Here is a 16749-nt window from a genome sequence, read left to right as displayed (position 1 = left end):
TAGGAGCTGGCTTGCCAGCGAAGGCGCCCTCAAAGGCAACACAAACTCCAAAACTGTCATCAGCCTCGACTAGGCTCAGCAAGTTCAAACTCCGAGCCCCGCCATGCCCAAAGGCTTGTCCCTGATTTTCATGCTGTTGCTCAGCTTCACGACCCAGGCCGAATACTGGCCCGCCGAGCAATGGCCGATCGCCCCGACGCCGGGCGGCCCGGCGCTTCAAGCCCTGGAGGCCTACGCCTTCCCATCCCGCGACGACACCACTCGCCAGGGCATTCGCACCGATGCCTTGCTGGTGATCCGCGACGGCCAGTTGCTCTACGAGCGCTACGCCGGTCCGACGACGGCCGAGACACCGCACCTGACCTGGTCGATCAGCAAGAGCCTGATGGCCACGGTCCTCGGCGTGGCCTATGGCGAAGGCTTGTTCAAGCTCGACGACCCGGTGGCGAAGTTTTATCCGCCCCTGCAAGAACACCCCGACATGACCATGGCCGACCTGCTGCACTGGGCCTCGGGCCTGGATTGGCAGGAGGACTATGAATACGCACCGCTGAAGTCTTCGGTGGTGGCCATGCTCTACACCCACGGTCACCACGACATGGCCGCGTTCACCGCAACCCATGCTGCGTACGCGGCACCGGGCCAGGCATTTCGCTACTCCAGCGGTGACAGTAATCTGTTGTCCGCCGCGCTGAAAACCATCGTTGGCGCCAGCCGCTATCCCGACTATCCGTGGGCCGCATTGTTCGAACCGCTGGGCATTCACCATGCCGTCTGGGAAACCGATGCCACGGGCACTTTCGTCGCTTCGTCCTATGCCTACCTCACTGCACGGGATCTGGCCCGGGTCGGTCTGTTGATGGATCGCGAGGGTCGCTGGGGAGACAAACAACTGCTGCCCAAGGACTGGGTGACGTTCAACCGCGAGCCGTTCGCTCACTATCACGCCCATCAAGACGATGCCGTTCCCGGCGGCCATTGGTGGCTCAATCGAGCTGTTGAGAGCGCGGCACGACCCTGGCCCGATGCCCCCGCCGACACCTTCGCCGCGCTGGGTCATTGGGGGCAGGCAATGTATGTGATCCCCAGTGAACACCTGGTGATCGTCCGCTACGGCGATGACCGCGACGGCAGTTACCGGCACAACGAATTGCTCAAGCTCGCGCTCAACGCCTTTGCCGGGAAGGTGCAACCATGACCGGTTTCATTCGCCGTCGACCGGTCAGTTCCTTGTTGCTGATCCTGTTGATCGCCTTGCTCGGCTGGATCTGGCACGAACGGCTGGCGCTGTGGGCGTTCCCCGACATCATCAGCGCTTACACGGCCAAGGAATACTGTTCGTGCCGCTACGTGATGAACAATGACGTCGAGTACTGCCACCGTTATGTGAAACAGTGGCTGCCCGCCAGCAGCTTTACCGATGACCCGGCCGGCAAGCATGTCACGGTCAGCGGCATGGGCCGCAGCAACAGCGCCGTATGGGGCGGCGAGCGTCAGGGCTGTCGCTTGCAGCCTTGAACACAATGATTCTACTGGTTGGGGCGAGCGCTTTTGTGGCGAGGGAGCTTGCTCCCGCTGGAGTGCGAAGCACTCCCTAACTCAGTCAAACGGTTTCTTCAGACTTTACGCGGGTGGCGGTTTTACGACTGCTTCGCAGCCGAGCGGGAGCAAGCTCCCTCGCCACTAAGGCATGTTTGTAGCAGTAGACGGCTTGCAATGCGCTGAAGGCCGGTTAAGGTTCAGCACAGGTTTATCTGCCCCACGAGTCTTTATGTTGATGCGCTCCACCCTCCAACCCCTCGCGTTCCTGCTACTGGTTGGCGCCGCTTTGTCGGCCCGTGCCGATTGGTACCTTGATGGCGAGTCTTCGCGCCTGTCGTTTGTGAGTACCAAAAACGCCAATGTTTCCGAAGTGCAGCGCTTTCTGGTGCTGCACGGCAAGGTCGATCCGGAGGGGCTGGCGCAGGTGGAGGTCGAGCTGGAGTCGATCAATAGCGGCGTTCCGTTGCGCGATGAGCGCATGCGCAAGGCACTGTTCCAGATCGACCGGTTTCCCGAGGCCCTGATCACCACGAAAATCGATCTGCGCCCGATCAACGACCTCGCTCCCGGCGCACAGCTGGAGTTGCGCCTGCCGCTGACGGTCGACCTGCACGGCAAACAGCGCGAGTACCCGGCCCAACTGCTGGCGACCCGTCTGGACGACCGGCGCTTTCAGGTGGTGACCCTCGAGCCGCTGGTGATCAACGCCGAAGATTTCGATTTGGCTCCCGGCCTGGAAGCCTTGCGCAAAATGGCCGACCTGTCGGCGATCAGTCTGTCGGTACCGGTGGGTGCGGTACTGATTTTCACGGCGCGCTGACATGGCCGGTCCGGTTTTTCCCTGGCGTGAAGGCAACCATTTCGAACTGCTGGTCGACGGTCCGCAGTTTTTTCCACGCATGCTGGTAGCGATTGCACGGGCTGAAGAACAGGTCGAGCTGGAGCTGTATCTGGTGGAGGCGGGCGCCTGCGCCGAAGCCATGGTCCAGGCCTTGGTGCAGGCCGCCGAGCGCGGTGTGCGGGTGCGTTGCCTGTTCGATGATTACGGCAGCCTCGCCTTCACCCTGGCCTTGCGTCAGCGACTGATGGCCGCCGGTGTGGAGCTGCGTTTTTACAATCGCCTGAGTTGGCGACGTTGGGTCGGCAACTTTTACCGCGATCATCGCAAGCTGCTGCTGGTGGACCAGAGCCTGGCCGTGGTCGGCGGCACAGGCGTCACGGATGAGTTCTGGACGCCGGGCGAAGACGTCAGCGAATGGCACGAAGTGATGGTGGAAATCACCGGCCCGCTGGTGCTCGACTGGCAGCTGCTGTTCGATCGGCAGTGGATTGCCAACCGCCACCGACGTGCCTGGCGACCAGCCTCGCATTTCGGCTTGCCGCGGTTACCCCGTGTGCCGTCCCAGGGCGAGGGCATGGGGCGGGTGGCGTATGCCGACGCCCGTCAACACCGGGATATTCTGCAATCGCTGGTGCGCGCCCTGAACAGTGGCCATCGACGGATCTGGCTGGCCACGCCGTACTTTTTGCCGACCTGGAAAGTCCGCCGTTCCCTGCGCCGGGCGGCTGCCCGGGGCATCGATGTGCGCTTGTTGCTGACCGGCCCCCGTACCGATCACCCATCCGTGCGTTATGCCGGCCATCGCTACTACCCGCGACTGCTCAGGGCCGGGGTGAAGATCTACGAATACCAGCCGTGCTTCCTGCACTTGAAAATGGTCTTGATCGATGACTGGGTGAGCATCGGTTCGTGCAACTTCGATCACTGGAATCTGCGCTTCAACCTGGAAGCCAACCTGGAAGCACTGGACCCCGGATTGACCCGAGCGGTAGCCGCGAGTTTCGAGCACGACTTCGCCCTGAGCCAGCAAGTCAGCCTGGAAGAGTGGAAGCGGCGGCCACTGTGGCGGCGGGTCAAGCAGCGGGTGTGGGGATGGGTGGATCGAGTGGTGGTGAATCTGCTGGATCGAAGGGGCTAGTGTCCGATTTCCGAAAACACTGAGATCCAATGTGGGAGCGGGCTTGCTCGCGAAAGCGGTCTGTCAGTCGACATCATCGTTGTCTGACACTCCGTCTTCGCGAGCAAGCCCGCTCCCACATTTGTTTTGCGGTGTTTCAGGGATTACAGCAACTCAAAACTCTGCTGCGTCACGTCCACTGAATCCAGGCCGATCTGCACGTTGAACTTGCCCGGCTCTGCCGCGTACTTGAGCTGGGTGTTGTAGAACTTCAGGTCGTCCTCGGTGATGGTGAAGTGCACGACTTTCTGTTCGCCGGCCTTGAGCATCACTTTCTGGAAGTTCTTCAGTTCCTTGATCGGGCGGATCATCGAGCCGGCCACGTCCTGGATGTACAACTGCACCACGGTTTCGCCATCGCGCTTGCCGGTGTTTTTCACTGTGACACTGGCGTCGAGCTTGCCGGTCTTGTTCAGTGTGGTCGACGATAGCGCCATGTCGCTCAGGCTGAACTCGGTGTAGCTCAGGCCATAGCCGAACGGGTACAGGGGACCCGTGGTGTCATCGAAATACTGCGAGGTGTAGTTGCCCGGTTTGCCCGGGGTGAACGGCCGGCCAATGGTCAGGTGGTTGTAGTAGGTCGGAATCTGGCCTACCGAACGCGGGATGGTGATCGGCAGTTTGCCCGACGGGTTGTAGTCGCCGAACAGTACATCGGCGATGGCGTTGCCGCCCTCGGTGCCGGTGAACCAGGTTTCCAGGATCGCGTCGGCCTGTTCTTTCTCTTCGAGGATCGTCAGTGGACGGCCGTTCATCAACACCAGCACCAGCGGTTTGCCGGTGGCTTTCAGGGCACGGATCAGCTCGCGCTGGTTTTCCGGGATGTTGAGGTCGGTGCGGCTCGACGATTCGTGGGACATGCCACGGGATTCGCCGACTGCTGCCACCACGACGTCAGCATCCTTGGCTGCTTTCACCGCTTCATCGATCAGCACGTTCGCCGGACGCGGATCATCCACCACTTCCGGGGCGTCGAAGTTGAGGAAGTTCAGGTAGCCGAGGATTTTCGGGTCGCTGGTGATGTTGGCGCCGCGGGCGTAGATCAGTGTCGACTTGTCGCCCAGGGCGTTGGTCATGCCGTCGAACAGGGTCACCGATTGCGCCGGCCTACCGGCGGCGGCCCAGCTGCCCATCATGTCGATCGGCGCCTTGGCCAGCGGGCCGACCAGGGCGATTTTCGCGGTCTTGTTCAGCGGCAGGGTTTCGTTGCGGTTCTTCAGCAACACCATGCTGCGGCGCGCCACATCACGGGCCTCGGCACGGTGCAGGCGGCTGTCGGCGTAGGTGTCGGCCGGATCATCCTCGGCCTTGCCAATACGCAGGTACGGGTCCTTGAACAGGCCCATGTCGTACTTGGCTTCCAATACCGCGCGCACGGCGTTGTCGATGTCGCTCTGCTGGATCTCGCCGGACTTCAGCAACCCTGGCAGTTCTTTGCCGTACAGGGTGTCGTTCATGCTCATGTGGATGCCGGCCTTGATCGCCAGCTTCGCCGCTTCGCGACCGTCGGCGGCGACGCCGTGCTTGATCAGCTCGAATATCGCCCCGTGGTCGCTGACCGCCAGGCCCTTGAAGCCCCATTCCTTGCGCAGCAGGTCGTTCATCAGCCAGGTGTTGGCCGTGGCCGGCACGCCGTTGATCGAGTTCAGCGCGACCATGACCCCGCCAGCGCCAGCATCGATGGCGGCGCGGTACGGCGGCAGGTAATCCTGGTACATCTTGACCGGGCTCATGTCGACCACGTTGTAGTCGCGGCCACCCTCGACCGCGCCGTACAGGGCGAAGTGCTTGACGCTGGCCATGATGCTGTCGGCCGCGTTCGCGCCAGTCCCCTGGAACGCCTTGACCATTACACCGGCAATGCGCGACACCAGGTAGGTGTCTTCGCCGAAGCCTTCGGAAGTACGGCCCCAACGTGGGTCGCGGGAGATGTCGACCATCGGCGCGAAGGTGATGTCGAGGCTGTCAGCCGCGGCTTCCTTGGCGGCGATGCGCCCGGACAGGCCGATGGCGTCCATGTCCCAGCTCGAGGCCAGGGCCAGCGGGATCGGGAAAATGGTGCGGTGGCCGTGGATCACGTCGTAGGCGAAGAACATCGGGATCTTCAGGCGGCTGCGCATGGCCGCGTCCTGCATCGGCCGGTTTTCCGGGCGGGTGATCGAGTTGAACGTACCGCCGATGTTACCTGCCGCGATTTCCTTGCGGATCATTTCGCGCGGCATTTCCGGGCCGATGCTGATCAGGCGCAACTGGCCGATTTTTTCATCGAGGGTCATTTGCTTCATCAGGTTGCTGACGAAGGCTTCCTTGTTCTCCAGGGGTGCGGGTGTCGTGGCGGCCAATACGTTATGACTGGCCAGGCTGACGAACAGGCCCAGCAAACACAGCTTCTTCATGAATAGTTTTCTCAAGGGCCCAAACGGCGATGTACACGCCGGCCAGCCAAAATTTAGGGAGCGTCTATTGTTGTTCGGGTGCCGGCTCAACAAACCAGAGCCAAAAACGACAGCCAGCGGGCGGATGCGTTTTTGCGCCGGGCCTCTTTTTAGCCCATCGGCCCGTTGCAATCCAGAGGCGCGGGCGATTATGCCCCAAGACCCGGCTCAGAAGGTTTCACGGTCGGTTTTTTCATGAAATGTACAAGGGAGCGTCATTCTGATGAATGTAAGTCCAACCTACCGTTCGCGTTTGCAGGTCGTCACGCTGCTGATGCTGGCCACGTTGCTGACCGCCTGCGGCATCAACAACATCCCGACCCTCGACGAGCAGGCCAAGGCCGCCTGGGGCCAGGTGCAGAACCAGTATCAGCGGCGCGCCGACCTGATTCCCAACCTGGTGGAAACCGTCAAGGGCTACGCCAGGCATGAAGAAGAGACACTGACTGCGGTCATTGAGGCCCGGGCCAAGGCCACGTCGATCCAGGTGGATGCCTCGACCCTCGACAACCCGGAAAAACTCAAGCAGTACCAGCAGGCCCAGGATCAGCTCAGCGGCGCCTTGAGCCGTTTGATGGTGGTTTCCGAGCGTTATCCGGACCTGAAGGCCAACCAGAACTTCCTCGCCTTGCAATCGCAGCTCGAAGGCACCGAGAACCGGATCAGCGTGGCCCGGCGTGATTTCATCCTCGCGGTGCAGAAATACAACACCGAGATCCGCACGTTCCCCGGACGCCTGTGGCACAGCGTGATGTACAGCAATCTGCCGGTGCGCGAGACCTTCGAAGCTGCACCTGGGTCGGAAAAGGCCCCCGAGGTCAAATTCTGAACAGCGGTAATCGGCGTCACCACGCAAGAGGTTGCCCATGCGCGTCCTGAAAACAGGCCTGTTGCTGTTGTTGTGGGTGGTGACGATCACGGCCCGGGCCGAGCTGAGCTTCCCGGCGCTGACCGGACGGGTGGTCGACAATGCGCAGATGATCGAGCCGTCGGTGCGCGAGCAACTCACCCGGCAACTTCAGGCCCATGAGCAAGCCACCGGCGAACAGCTTGTGGTAGTGACTTTGCCGGATTTGCAAGGCACCGACATCGCCGACTTCGGTTACCAACTCGGTCGCCACTGGGGCATCGGGCAGAAGGACAAGAGCAACGGCGCCTTGCTGATCGTCGCCCGCAACGAGCGCAAACTTCGCATCGAAGTCGGCTACGGCCTGGAGGACCGACTGACGGACGCCCAGAGTTCGGTGATCATCAACCGGGTTATCACCCCGGCGTTCAAGACCGGCAACTTCAGTAAAGGTATCAGTGACGGCGTGGCGGCGATGCTGGTGGTGCTGGGCGGCAACCCCTTGGACGAATCGTCGACCGCATATGAATCCAGGGGCGATCCGGGGGACGATTTTGTCTCGCGGCATCCCGGGTTGTTCGTGTTTTTGGTGATGTTGTTCATCCTGACTGTTTTTGTGTGCCAGATGCTCGGTATCCTTCCCGCCGGCCGGGGTGGCTCCGGTGGATCCGGGGGTGGCTTTGGCGGTGGCGGATTTGGCGGCGGCGGTGGAGGTGGAGGCTTCAGCGGCGGCGGGGGCAGTTTCGGCGGGGGCGGTTCGTCCGGCGGCTGGTGATAATAAAAAGAGCAGGCAATTCACGACATGGCATTACTGACTGAACACGAACAACGCAAAGTCGCCGAGGCAATTGCCCGGGTCGAGCGCGATACCGATGCAGAACTGGTGACCGTGCTCGCGGCCCGCGCCGACGACTATGCCTATATCCCGTTGCTGTGGGCCAGCCTGCTGGCGCTGCTGGTGCCGGGCGTCGTGCACTACCTCACCGGTTGGCTGACCATGCACAGCCTGCTGATGGTGCAATGGGCCCTCTTCATCATCCTGTGCCTGGTGTTCCGCCTGCCGAAAGTCACCACCCATCTGATCCCGCGCTCGGTGCGCCACTGGCGCGCCTCGAACCTGGCGCGCCGGCAGTTTCTGGAGCAGAACCTGCACCACACCGAAGGCCGCACCGGCGTGCTGATTTTCGTTTCAGAGGCCGAGCGTTATGTGGAGATCCTGGTGGATGAAGGGATATCCAGTCGCCTGGACAACAAGAACTGGGACGCCATCGTCGCCACGTTCACCCAGCAGGTGAAGCAGGGGCAGACGCTGCAAGGTTTTATCAGCTGTGTCGAAGCCTGCGGCGAGCTGCTCAAGGTGCATGTACCCGTGACCCATGTGCGCAATGAGTTGCCGAACCGGTTGGTGGTGCTCGGCTAGGTCCTGGCATGGCGTTGTGTAGCGCTCGCGGCTACAACTCCCGTCAATTGTCCGGGTTCGGCCTTGTCGTCAGTATTTCTCTCTAACAGTGGACGCCCAGCGACGGGTGTTCCCGCGTAGAGGGATTCTTATGTCAACCCAACAATCGAATGACTCTTTGGCACGGGTAGCTCTTGGCGGAGAGGAAAGTACGCCAACGGCGAAGCTGACGGCGAAAGAAACACAAGTCCTGATGTGGTGTTTCAAGGGCAAGACTTCCTGGGAAATCGCCAGGATCGAGAATTGCGCGGAATCTACCGTCAATTTTCACTTCGCCAATATTCGCCGAAAGTTCGACGTCAGCTCTCGCACTTGCGCATTGCTCAAGGCGATCGAGTCGGGAGCGATCATCGTGGATTCGGTGGTTGCACGAGGTGCGCATGAGCGTGACTGATTCGATCTACAACGGTATCAGTGGGCTCATAATGGGAATGGGGATTGCAACACTGCCGGTTGTTGATGGCGAGGTATTGTTCGGTGCAATGCTCGGAGCGTGGCTGGTCACTACCACTCGCACTGGCTTCAAGGCCTGGCAGCGCATCGGTTCCTGGTTGCTGTCTGCAGGTGTCGGTTACCTCTTTACGCCTGTCGCGCATCCGCTGGCGCCTTTTTTGACAGCAGGCGTAACAGCCTTTCTTTGTGCGCTTATCGTTATTCCCGTCAGCATCAAACTCATGCAATGGATCGATAGCGCCGGTATCGGCGAAATCATTCGACACCTGCGAGGGAGAAAATGATGGTTCGTGAAAGGGTGGCCCGTGGCACGTCCTGGAGCAATGAAACTTCGGATGATAGAGGTCATCAAGTTTCATTCGAAGGTTTAAGTGTTGCCAGAATAGAGGCCATTTCGGAAAGTCTGAGTTCCATATCGCGCAGTCGTTGCTTTTCCTCGAGTGCGTTTTGTATGACGCAGCGATCATCTTCGTCGAGCAACCGCCAGAGCGAGAGAATGGTGTTCTCCCGTGTTGTGCATTCCTGATCAGCCTCCGAAGAATTAGTAACTGTTTGTCTCAGGATCGGCCCTTCACCCAGCAGCAGCCAGTCAAGGGAGATGCCCCGGCTTTGAGCGATATCTACGCATAATGAGTACGGTGTGCTGTCGCGGCCTCGCCAGCTACTAAGGGTTTGCGGGCTGATCTGTAGCGCGGAAGACAAAGAAGCATCGGTTTTTGTGCCGGTAATTTGCTTCAGGCGAGCCAGAACAGCTTGTGATTTTTTGCTACGCAATTTGAGCCTCTTCCTTTTGACATATGCTTTTTGAGTGCCTAATTTATGCGTAATGAGTACTTTTTTTCTTATAGGTAATCAATCATTAAAGATGAGGCAGAAGAATACGATGTCGAAACTTCCTAATGGTATCAGGGTGATTTCCTACGAGCTTGGCTCGAACCCATTACAGGTCTGCCCGATGCACTTCCTTATGTCTGGCAGACACTGTTCACAAGGCCGGAACACCACAACGAACCTCTCAAGCAGTATTGCGTTTGATCAGGTTGATTGCCACCCAATGACCCTCGGGAATCAAGTATGAGTACTTATAAAATGGTGTGCCCGCACTGCTTGAACAGGATGCGCATCCGCACCAGCGAGGGCCGACATATTTTCCTGCGGGTGGCGTATCTGCAATGTACGTCGGAAGCGTGCGGTTGGTCGGTACGTGCCGAATTTGAAATGACCCATGAACTTTCGCCCAGTGGCATGCCTAATCCGGCCGTACGCCTGCCTTGCGCCGGACCCGATTTGCGCCGTGCCGCCGGGCCTGTTGCAGTCAGTCCTGCCATGACAGAAATGCCGCAGGAGGCGTGAACATGAAGGTCACCGATGAAGATGCAGATCTGAATGAGGAACTATTGGCTATAGCCCAGGCGTTTCTGGGGCGTCATGAAAGTGAAGGGGGTATCGACGATCAAGTCCTGTTTTGTCGTGCGGTGAAGCATTTGCAGAATATGGATGTACCGATGTACCTGGCGGAAAGGCTGGTTAGCCGTGCCTACGGCGTACTCAAATCGTGCAACGACCGTCGTCGCCTCGACATCGATGCAAGTTCCGAAACGGTTGCCGTGGTGACTGACCCCGCCAATGGCCTGACTTGGGCAGTGCCAGTGGGGCTGATCGTCAAACACATCATCAACTCGCCGAACAACCGCAGGCTTCGACTGGTGGAACCCTGAGGTTTCATTGGTTGTATTGAGGTCCTGGGCCGCATGACTGGGACCTGCCACAAAATAACCCCGTGCCCAAAGTCCTCGTCCCCCTTAAAATACCGGCATTCTTCGATTTGCATCGCCCTGAGGCCGTTTTTCCATGTCCGTCACCGCCACTCCCGCCAGCCTCGCGCCGGATCATCACGCCCAGTTCATCGACCTGCTGCGAACCAGCCTCGAGCACAATGCGTTCATCAAACTGGTGCTGGCCAAGTACGCGGGCGATGAAACGGACCTGCAGCGGATCATCATCAAGCCGGTGACGGTCAAGGCGCAGCCTTGCCTGTCTTTTGTCTACCGCTACAAGACTCGCGATATCACCAAGAACCTGCCACTGGCTGAAGGCGTGGCGAGCATTGCCGGGCTGCTGCCAGCGTTGTTCAAAAATGCGCATTTGTTGTCGTTGACCGACGAAGCCCAGCTCGAATACAGCAAAAAGGGCAAGTCATCGCTGTTCAAGAGCAAACCTCAGCAATTGCGCGAAGTGCCATTGGCTGGGCACAACCGTGAAAAGAACCGTTTTCTTGACCTGAGCCGGCCGTTTCTCACCGACCTGGGTGTGACCAACAAGCAGCATGAGTTGATCCCGGCGATGTCGCGCAAGTGGAAGCAGATCAACAAGTTCATCGAAGTGTTCAGCCATGCGCTGACCTCGTCACCCCTGGCACTGGACAAACCGGTGCGTGTGGCAGACTTCGGTTCGGGCAAGGGATACCTGACCTTCGCCATCCACGATTACCTGCGCAACACCTTGAAGGCCGAAGGCGAAGTGACCGGCGTCGAGCTGCGTGAAGACATGGTCACCCTGTGCAACACCGCGGCCGCCAGGCTTGAACACCCCGGCCTGGTGTTCAAGTGCGGTGACGTGCGCAGCGTGGCGCCGAGCGAACTGGACGTAATGATCGCCCTGCATGCCTGTGATATCGCCACCGACTATGCGATCCACACCGGCATCCGTTCCGGCGCGTCGATCATCATGTGTTCACCGTGCTGCCACAAACAGATCCGCCTGCAAATCCAGAGCCCGGCGCTGCTCAAACCGATGCTGCAATACGGCTTGCACCTGGGCCAGCAGGCGGAGATGGTCACCGACAGTTTGCGCGCGTTGTTCCTTGAGGCCTGCGGTTACGAGACCAAGGTGTTCGAGTTCATCTCACTGGACCACACCAACAAGAACAAGATGATCCTGGCGGTCAAGCGCGCCGAGCCGGTCGATCCGGCTCAACTGTTGGCGAAAATCCAGGAGCTGAAGGATTTTTATCACATCAGCGAGCATTGCCTGGAAACGTTGCTGCGCGCTGACGGTTACCTCGCGGCTAAGGTTTGACCTGAATTCCGGCCGGTAATGTGCCCGGTTGCGCCGGGCGCACCGCAGTCTTGCGTCCCAGCATCACCGTCACGATCACCCCGCCAGCAAACAGCCAGGTAATCGGCTCCACATGTTCACCGAAGAACAGCGCCGAGAAGGCGATGGTGAAGAAGATCTGCAGCAACTGGATCTGACTGACCCGGGCAATGCCGCCCATGGCCAGCCCGGCGTACCAGGCGAAGAAGCCGATGAACTGCGAAAACAGCGAGACGTAGCCAAAGGCCCACCAGGTCCTGGCGGAAATCTCGCCCTGATGTTGCAGCGCCAGGTACACCACCGGGCCGATCAGCAGCGGCGTCGACAGCACCAGTGCCCAGCAGATCACCTGCCAGCCGCCCATCTCCCTGGCCAGTCGGCCTCCCTCGGCGTACCCCAGCCCGCCCACTGCAATGGCTCCAAGCATCAGCAGGTCACCGGCCCGAATGCTGCCGGCTCCGCTGATCAGTGCATAACCGAGCACCAACGCACTGCCCAATGCGGCACAGGCCCAGAAGGCTTTCGAAGGACGTTCATGGGACAGCCACGCGGCGTACAGCGCCACGCACAGCGGCTGTAACCCGTTGACCAGCGCACCGTGGGACGCCGGCAAGGTTTGCATGGCCCAGGCCGACAATACCGGGAAACCCAGGATCACCCCGGCCATCACCAGCGTCAGGCCTTTGACTTGTTTCCAGGTCGGCCATTTTTCCCGGTGCCACAGCAACAGCAACGCCGCCGGAACCGCCGCAAACAGCGCCCGGCCAAGGCCGTTGAGCAGCGGGTGGAGTTCCTGCACGACAATCCGCGTGAAGGGCAGAGTGAGGCTGAAGATCACAACGCCGAGCAGGCCCAGGGCCATGCCGGTGTTTTCGCGCGAGGACATGATGGCAACCAGAATCTTGGAGGGTGGGAGATGTCGTTATCTAGCCATAAACCCCGGGCTTTGGCGCTTACAGCTGGCTACAGAAATATCCGTACAGTTTGAGGCCGCCATCGCGAGCAAGCTCGCTCCCACAGGTCCTGTGTCGTTCTTGCGGTCAACGCAAATCCTGTGGGAGCGTGGCTTGCCCGCGAAGAACGATAACGCGGTCCATCAGGTAATAGCCGGTTGTTACCCGACCTGCCGGATAAGGACTACCTTGAATACTCCTGCACGCCCACTTCCAGAGGAGTCCTCCCCATGGCTGCGAAAAAAATTCTGATGCTGGTCGGTGATTACGTCGAAGACTATGAAGTGATGGTGCCGTTCCAGGCGCTGCTGATGATCGGCCACACAGTGCACGCTGTTTGCCCGGGTAAAACCGCCGGCCAGACCGTGCGCACGGCGATCCATGACTTTGAAGGCGACCAGACCTACAGTGAAAAACCCGGTCACCTGTTTGCCCTCAACTTCGATTTCGCCAAGGTCAACGCCGCCGATTATGACGCCGTGCTGATTCCGGGTGGCCGTGCGCCGGAGTACCTGCGCCTGAACGAAAAGGTCCTGGAGCTGGTGCGCGCATTCGACAAAGCCGGCAAACCGATCGCCGCCGTGTGTCATGGTGCGCAGTTGCTGGCGGCAGCGGGTGTTCTCGAAGGTCGCGAATGCAGCGCTTACCCGGCCTGCGCTCCGGAAGTGCGACTGGCGGGCGGTACGTATATCGATATTCCGGTGACGGACGGCCATGTTCAGGGCAATCTGGCCACGGCTCCGGCCTGGCCTGCGCACCCGAACTGGCTGGCCGGTTTCCTGGGGCTGCTGGGTACCAGAATCACGCTGTAACGAGGGACATGTCCATGTGCGAGCTGTACGTCAAAGCCGACCCGATTCTTTACGAATCGCGCTCCCGCTCGCTACGCATCTGCGGGGTGGTCACCACCCTGCGGCTGGAAAATCAGTTTTGGGACATCCTCAGCGAAATCGCCGAGGTCGACGGCATGACCACCAATCAGTTGATCGCCAAGCTGTATGAAGAAGTGATGGACTATCGCGGCGAAGTGGTCAATTTCGCCTCGTTCTTGCGGGTGAGTTGTACGCGCTACCTGAGTCAGCGGCGGACTCAGGTGCCGGAGTTGTCGGTGGTGCGCGCGGTGGTGAAATAGCCGGCATTGCGTCGACCGCTTCGCGAGCAAGCCCGCTCCCACACGGATCACGCTGTACCTGTGGGAGCGGGCTTGGTCCGGGCGGCGATCCGACGAAGGGGGCCGTACAGGCGACAGAAATCCCGGCTTGGTCTTTACTCTGAAGCGCGCCACCTCTCAATCGCCAAGGAGAAAAAGCATGTCCGGATGGTATGAAGTGAGCAAAAGCAGCAATGGCCAGTTCAGGTTTGTCCTCAAGGCGGCCAACGCCGAGACCATTCTGACCAGCGAGCTGTACACCACCCACGCCGCCGCCGACAAAGGCATCGCCTCGGTCCAGGCCAACAGCCCGCTGGATGAGCGTTACGAGAAGAAAACCACCAAGGATGGCCATCCGTATTTCAACCTCAAGGCGGGTAACCACGAGATCATCGGCAGCAGCGAGGCCTATTCCTCCGATGCCGCCATGGAGAAAGGCATCGCCAGCGTGAAGGCCAACGGCTCGACCAAGGTGATCAAAGACAAGACGTTGCCGGTGCTTTGAGATCAACACACATCTCCCTGTGGGAGCGGGCTTGCTCGCGAAGAGGCCATAACATTCAACATTGATGTTGACTGAAAGGCCGTTATCGCGAGCAGGCTCGCTCCCACATTTGGCTGCATTTCTCCTGTCGGAACCGGGTTACTGTGGGAGCGAGCCTGCTCGCGAATGCGTCGGATCAGTCGCCGCTAAACTTCGACTGGAACCGCCAGCTTCGGGCCACCCAGCGCATGACTCTTCGAATCAAAAAACCGCAACTCAACCCCCGTCCCCTCGAACACTTTCGTGTAATGCCGCTTCTGGTGCTGGATGAATGCCTTGCTGCGCGGGTAAATCGAGATCGCCACCACCTGCGGTTTCGCCAGGCGCAGGGCGTGGATGATGTGGCTGTCCTGCTCCCCCAGCGCATGGCCGAAGATGCACAGCGCCTGGCCGTGACCGAGTAACTGCTCGTAGCAGAACGACAGATAGTCCGAACTGCGAATGGTCTTGAGCTTGTCCGCACTCGGGCCTTCATTGACGAACAGCGGCACGTCGTCGAGGGTCTTGATCGTGTTGTTGATGGCGAAATTGCCCAGCAACGTGCCCTCGGTCGACATCAGCTTGCGCGCCGTACCGTCCTGGTTGCGCACCAGGTGCAGTCCGCCGTGCAGGTACAGCAAGCGGGTTTTGTCGGTGGCCGTGTCGCTCAGGTCGAAACCGGGTTCGGCACCCTGGAACAGATCGGTGATCGCTTCAGGCTGGTGTTGCACCGCCCAGTAGTTGAGCAGGTCGTAATTGGTGGTGAACACCGTGCGGTAGCTGGCCAGTTCCTGATGGATGGTTGCCAGCGTCGAAGGCACTACCAGCCGCCACGGGATATGCACCGCATGCACGGTGTTGATCAGCGCTTCCTTGATCGCGTAGTAGCGATTGCGTGGGGCGGCGGAGCTGACAGCCAGGGCCTTGTTGACCCGGCTGGTGGTTTTCAACGCGCTCAGAACTTGTTCGAAACTGCGGGTCTGCATCGCATCGAACACACTGAGTTCGGACGGGCTCAGGGGTTTTTCTTCAACGGTACGCGCGTTTTCGAACAGCGACTCGTAGCCGAAATCGTCCCACACCGCGCGGCTGGCACCGTTGCCCACCAGCAAACCACTGAACGAAGTGCTGCTGCGCAAGGTGTTCCAGTCTTCAAGTTGGGCATCGACATCCTGGAAATCGGTCATTGCGGTCTTCGTCTCACGGCAAAAGGTCTATGGGCGGCGACTTTATCACGAGCGGGTGCCCGGACCACGGTACGACTGGGGTGAAGAACGCTATGCTGCGACTTCGCCCGAGCCGACTTCGCCGAGTACCCGATGCTGCAAAAAAGCCTGATCCGCCGTCTCGACCTGATCACTCTGCAACTGTTCGTCGCCGTCCATGAAGAGGGCACGCTGACCCGCGCGGCGTCGCGCGAAGCGATTGCCGTCTCGGCGGCGAGCAAGCGCCTGATGGAACTGGAGGAGGCACTGGGCATCAGTCTGTTCGTGCGCCAGGCCAAGGGCATGTCCCTGACGCCGGCCGGTGAAACGCTGCTGCACCATGCCCGGCAGATGTTGTTCAACGTCGAGAAAATGGGCCTTGAACTGGGCGAGCACAGCCACGGTGTGCGCGGCTATGTGCGGATGCTCGCCAACCTGTCGGCGATCATTCAGTTTTTGCCCGAGGACCTGCGGGACTTTTCCGAGCGTCACCCACAGGTCAAGACCGACCTCGAAGAACGCCCCAGCGCCGGGGTGATCCAGGGCGTGCTCGACGGGGTGGCCGACCTCGGCATCTGTTCCATCGACAGCGATATCAAGGGCCTGCACAGCGTGTTGTATCGCCAGGACAAACTGGTGGTGTTGATGCCGCCGCACCATCCATTGGCGAGCCGCTCGAGCGTGGCTTTCGCCGATACGCTGGACAGCGATTACGTCGGGTTGCATGCCGCCAGTTCGATCAACATGCGCACCCACGCCGCCGCCCGCCAGGCCGGCAAGGTGTTGCGGGTGCGCATTCATGTGCCTGGGTTCGACGCCATGTGCCGCATGATCCAGGCCAACATGGGGATCGGCATCCTGCCGCAGCGGGCCTATGAGTTGTTTGGCCGGGCGCTGGGTTTGCACGCGGTGCCATTGACGGACGAATGGTCGGACCGGGCGTTGATTCTGGTGGTGCGGGATGAGGCGTTGCTGTCGCCGGTGAGCCGGATGTTGTTTGAGCATTTGCGTGGGGCGGTTTGATCGTTCTCGGCTGAATTGGCCGGCCTCTTCGCGAGCAGGCTCGCT

Annotated in this window: 20 protein-coding genes; 16 read left to right on the top strand and 4 right to left on the bottom strand. The window is 60.0% G+C overall.

The features are described from left to right. Positions 1-103 precede the first annotated feature (103 nt). The 4 genes from RS887_RS04585 to RS887_RS04570 all read left to right on the top strand — a co-directional run bounded on the left by RS887_RS04585 (position 104) and on the right by RS887_RS04570 (position 3521). The gene (locus RS887_RS04585) at positions 104-1198 is read left to right on the top strand and encodes a serine hydrolase (protein ID WP_322614549.1); all 1095 of its coding nucleotides are present in this window, start codon (positions 104-106) and stop codon (positions 1196-1198) included. After that, on the top strand, positions 1195-1518 hold the full coding sequence (locus tag RS887_RS04580) for an amidase (RefSeq protein ID WP_322614548.1): 324 nt from the start codon (positions 1195-1197) through the stop codon (positions 1516-1518). The genes RS887_RS04585 and RS887_RS04580 overlap by 4 nt, the downstream gene beginning before the upstream one ends. Before the next feature lie 253 nt (positions 1519-1771). Next, positions 1772-2362, top strand: coding sequence for a YceI family protein (locus RS887_RS04575; protein WP_322614547.1), 591 nt, complete (start codon positions 1772-1774; stop codon positions 2360-2362). A 1-nt stretch (position 2363) separates the two neighbouring features. Then, positions 2364-3521 (top strand): phosphatidylserine/phosphatidylglycerophosphate/cardiolipin synthase family protein, encoded by a 1158-nt coding sequence (locus RS887_RS04570; protein ID WP_322614546.1) that lies wholly within the window; start codon positions 2364-2366, stop codon positions 3519-3521. A gap of 143 nt (positions 3522-3664) precedes the next feature. Here RS887_RS04570 and bglX read toward each other — a convergent pair whose 3' ends face one another. After that, positions 3665-5956, bottom strand: a complete 2292-nt coding sequence (gene bglX, locus RS887_RS04565; RefSeq protein WP_322614545.1) for a beta-glucosidase BglX — start codon at positions 5954-5956, stop codon at positions 3665-3667. Positions 5957-6218: 262 nt separating this feature from the next. On the opposite strand from bglX, the gene RS887_RS04560 reads away from it, so the two are divergent. From RS887_RS04560 to RS887_RS04540, 5 genes are all read left to right on the top strand, one after another. Beyond that, positions 6219-6824 carry a LemA family protein gene (locus RS887_RS04560; protein ID WP_322614544.1) on the top strand — a complete coding sequence of 202 codons (606 nt, stop codon included), beginning with the start codon at positions 6219-6221 and terminating at the stop codon, positions 6822-6824. 37 nt (positions 6825-6861) lie between these two features. Beyond that, a complete protein-coding gene (locus tag RS887_RS04555) occupies positions 6862-7617 on the top strand; it encodes a TPM domain-containing protein (RefSeq protein ID WP_322614543.1) in 756 nt (251 codons plus the stop codon). Positions 7618-7644: 27 nt separating this feature from the next. Next, positions 7645-8262: a TPM domain-containing protein gene (locus tag RS887_RS04550; RefSeq protein ID WP_322614542.1), complete on the top strand. Its 618-nt coding sequence runs from the start codon at positions 7645-7647 to the stop codon at positions 8260-8262. Between the two features lie 130 nt (positions 8263-8392). Beyond that, positions 8393-8695, top strand: a complete 303-nt coding sequence (locus tag RS887_RS04545; protein WP_322614541.1) for a helix-turn-helix domain-containing protein — start codon at positions 8393-8395, stop codon at positions 8693-8695. Further along, on the top strand, positions 8682-9038 hold the full coding sequence (locus RS887_RS04540; RefSeq protein ID WP_322614540.1) for a putative holin: 357 nt from the start codon (positions 8682-8684) through the stop codon (positions 9036-9038). The genes RS887_RS04545 and RS887_RS04540 overlap by 14 nt, the downstream gene beginning before the upstream one ends. Before the next feature lie 64 nt (positions 9039-9102). Here the strand turns inward: RS887_RS04540 and RS887_RS04535 are convergent, their stop codons facing one another. Further along, the gene (locus RS887_RS04535) at positions 9103-9528 is read right to left on the bottom strand and encodes a helix-turn-helix domain-containing protein (protein WP_322614539.1); all 426 of its coding nucleotides are present in this window, start codon (positions 9526-9528) and stop codon (positions 9103-9105) included. A 300-nt stretch (positions 9529-9828) separates the two neighbouring features. Between RS887_RS04535 and RS887_RS04530 the strand changes: the two genes are divergently transcribed. The 3 genes from RS887_RS04530 (at position 9829) to RS887_RS04520 (ending at position 11832) form a co-directional block, all read left to right on the top strand. Beyond that, positions 9829-10107 (top strand): ogr/Delta-like zinc finger family protein, encoded by a 279-nt coding sequence (locus tag RS887_RS04530; protein WP_322614538.1) that lies wholly within the window; start codon positions 9829-9831, stop codon positions 10105-10107. A 2-nt stretch (positions 10108-10109) separates the two neighbouring features. Continuing rightward, complete coding sequence (locus tag RS887_RS04525) at positions 10110-10472, top strand: hypothetical protein (RefSeq protein ID WP_322614537.1); 363 nt, start codon at positions 10110-10112, stop codon at positions 10470-10472. Positions 10473-10605: 133 nt separating this feature from the next. Beyond that, positions 10606-11832 (top strand): SAM-dependent methyltransferase, encoded by a 1227-nt coding sequence (locus RS887_RS04520; RefSeq protein ID WP_322614536.1) that lies wholly within the window; start codon positions 10606-10608, stop codon positions 11830-11832. On the opposite strand, the gene RS887_RS04515 is transcribed toward RS887_RS04520, so the two are convergent. Further along, positions 11822-12736, bottom strand: a complete 915-nt coding sequence (locus RS887_RS04515; RefSeq protein ID WP_322614535.1) for a DMT family transporter — start codon at positions 12734-12736, stop codon at positions 11822-11824. The two genes, RS887_RS04520 and RS887_RS04515, sit on opposite strands and share 11 nt — an antisense overlap. A 297-nt stretch (positions 12737-13033) precedes the next feature. Between RS887_RS04515 and RS887_RS04510 the strand changes: the two genes are divergently transcribed. The 3 genes from RS887_RS04510 to RS887_RS04500 all read left to right on the top strand — a co-directional run bounded on the left by RS887_RS04510 (position 13034) and on the right by RS887_RS04500 (position 14458). Continuing rightward, positions 13034-13615, top strand: a complete 582-nt coding sequence (locus RS887_RS04510; RefSeq protein WP_322614534.1) for a DJ-1/PfpI family protein — start codon at positions 13034-13036, stop codon at positions 13613-13615. A gap of 14 nt (positions 13616-13629) precedes the next feature. Further along, a complete protein-coding gene (locus RS887_RS04505) occupies positions 13630-13935 on the top strand; it encodes a ribbon-helix-helix domain-containing protein (protein WP_007982997.1) in 306 nt (101 codons plus the stop codon). Between the two features lie 178 nt (positions 13936-14113). Then, positions 14114-14458: a YegP family protein gene (locus tag RS887_RS04500; protein ID WP_007999360.1), complete on the top strand. Its 345-nt coding sequence runs from the start codon at positions 14114-14116 to the stop codon at positions 14456-14458. 185 nt (positions 14459-14643) lie between these two features. Here RS887_RS04500 and RS887_RS04495 read toward each other — a convergent pair whose 3' ends face one another. Then, positions 14644-15663, bottom strand: a complete 1020-nt coding sequence (locus RS887_RS04495; protein ID WP_322614533.1) for a DUF4917 family protein — start codon at positions 15661-15663, stop codon at positions 14644-14646. Between the two features lie 132 nt (positions 15664-15795). On the opposite strand from RS887_RS04495, the gene RS887_RS04490 reads away from it, so the two are divergent. After that, entirely contained in the window at positions 15796-16704 is a 909-nt protein-coding gene (locus tag RS887_RS04490) for a LysR family transcriptional regulator (RefSeq protein ID WP_322614532.1), read from the top strand. The last annotated feature ends 45 nt before the right edge of the window (positions 16705-16749 follow it).

Source organism: Pseudomonas sp. BIC9C (assembly GCF_034541995.1).
GTDB lineage: Bacteria > Pseudomonadota > Gammaproteobacteria > Pseudomonadales > Pseudomonadaceae > Aquipseudomonas > Aquipseudomonas fluorescens_CC.
The sequence above is the reverse complement of the archived record's forward strand: the minus strand, read 5'-3'. Positions and strand labels throughout refer to the sequence as shown.

What these genes read in the sequence shown, in the direction of transcription:
- RS887_RS04585 (WP_322614549.1), top strand. Translation starts at nt 104, where the DNA reads ATGCCCAAAGGCTTGTCCCTGATTTTCATGCTGTTGCTCAGCTTCACG.
- RS887_RS04580 (WP_322614548.1), top strand. Translation starts at nt 1,195, where the DNA reads ATGACCGGTTTCATTCGCCGTCGACCGGTCAGTTCCTTGTTGCTGATC.
- RS887_RS04575 (WP_322614547.1), top strand. Translation starts at nt 1,772, where the DNA reads ATGTTGATGCGCTCCACCCTCCAACCCCTCGCGTTCCTGCTACTGGTT.
- RS887_RS04570 (WP_322614546.1), top strand. Translation starts at nt 2,364, where the DNA reads ATGGCCGGTCCGGTTTTTCCCTGGCGTGAAGGCAACCATTTCGAACTG.
- bglX (WP_322614545.1), bottom strand. Translation starts at nt 5,956, where the DNA reads ATGAAGAAGCTGTGTTTGCTGGGCCTGTTCGTCAGCCTGGCCAGTCAT.
- RS887_RS04560 (WP_322614544.1), top strand. Translation starts at nt 6,219, where the DNA reads ATGAATGTAAGTCCAACCTACCGTTCGCGTTTGCAGGTCGTCACGCTG.
- RS887_RS04555 (WP_322614543.1), top strand. Translation starts at nt 6,862, where the DNA reads ATGCGCGTCCTGAAAACAGGCCTGTTGCTGTTGTTGTGGGTGGTGACG.
- RS887_RS04550 (WP_322614542.1), top strand. Translation starts at nt 7,645, where the DNA reads ATGGCATTACTGACTGAACACGAACAACGCAAAGTCGCCGAGGCAATT.
- RS887_RS04545 (WP_322614541.1), top strand. Translation starts at nt 8,393, where the DNA reads ATGTCAACCCAACAATCGAATGACTCTTTGGCACGGGTAGCTCTTGGC.
- RS887_RS04540 (WP_322614540.1), top strand. Translation starts at nt 8,682, where the DNA reads ATGAGCGTGACTGATTCGATCTACAACGGTATCAGTGGGCTCATAATG.
- RS887_RS04530 (WP_322614538.1), top strand. Translation starts at nt 9,829, where the DNA reads ATGAGTACTTATAAAATGGTGTGCCCGCACTGCTTGAACAGGATGCGC.
- RS887_RS04525 (WP_322614537.1), top strand. Translation starts at nt 10,110, where the DNA reads ATGAAGGTCACCGATGAAGATGCAGATCTGAATGAGGAACTATTGGCT.
- RS887_RS04520 (WP_322614536.1), top strand. Translation starts at nt 10,606, where the DNA reads ATGTCCGTCACCGCCACTCCCGCCAGCCTCGCGCCGGATCATCACGCC.
- RS887_RS04515 (WP_322614535.1), bottom strand. Translation starts at nt 12,736, where the DNA reads ATGTCCTCGCGCGAAAACACCGGCATGGCCCTGGGCCTGCTCGGCGTT.
- RS887_RS04510 (WP_322614534.1), top strand. Translation starts at nt 13,034, where the DNA reads ATGGCTGCGAAAAAAATTCTGATGCTGGTCGGTGATTACGTCGAAGAC.
- RS887_RS04505 (WP_007982997.1), top strand. Translation starts at nt 13,630, where the DNA reads ATGTGCGAGCTGTACGTCAAAGCCGACCCGATTCTTTACGAATCGCGC.
- RS887_RS04500 (WP_007999360.1), top strand. Translation starts at nt 14,114, where the DNA reads ATGTCCGGATGGTATGAAGTGAGCAAAAGCAGCAATGGCCAGTTCAGG.
- RS887_RS04495 (WP_322614533.1), bottom strand. Translation starts at nt 15,663, where the DNA reads ATGACCGATTTCCAGGATGTCGATGCCCAACTTGAAGACTGGAACACC.
- RS887_RS04490 (WP_322614532.1), top strand. Translation starts at nt 15,796, where the DNA reads ATGCTGCAAAAAAGCCTGATCCGCCGTCTCGACCTGATCACTCTGCAA.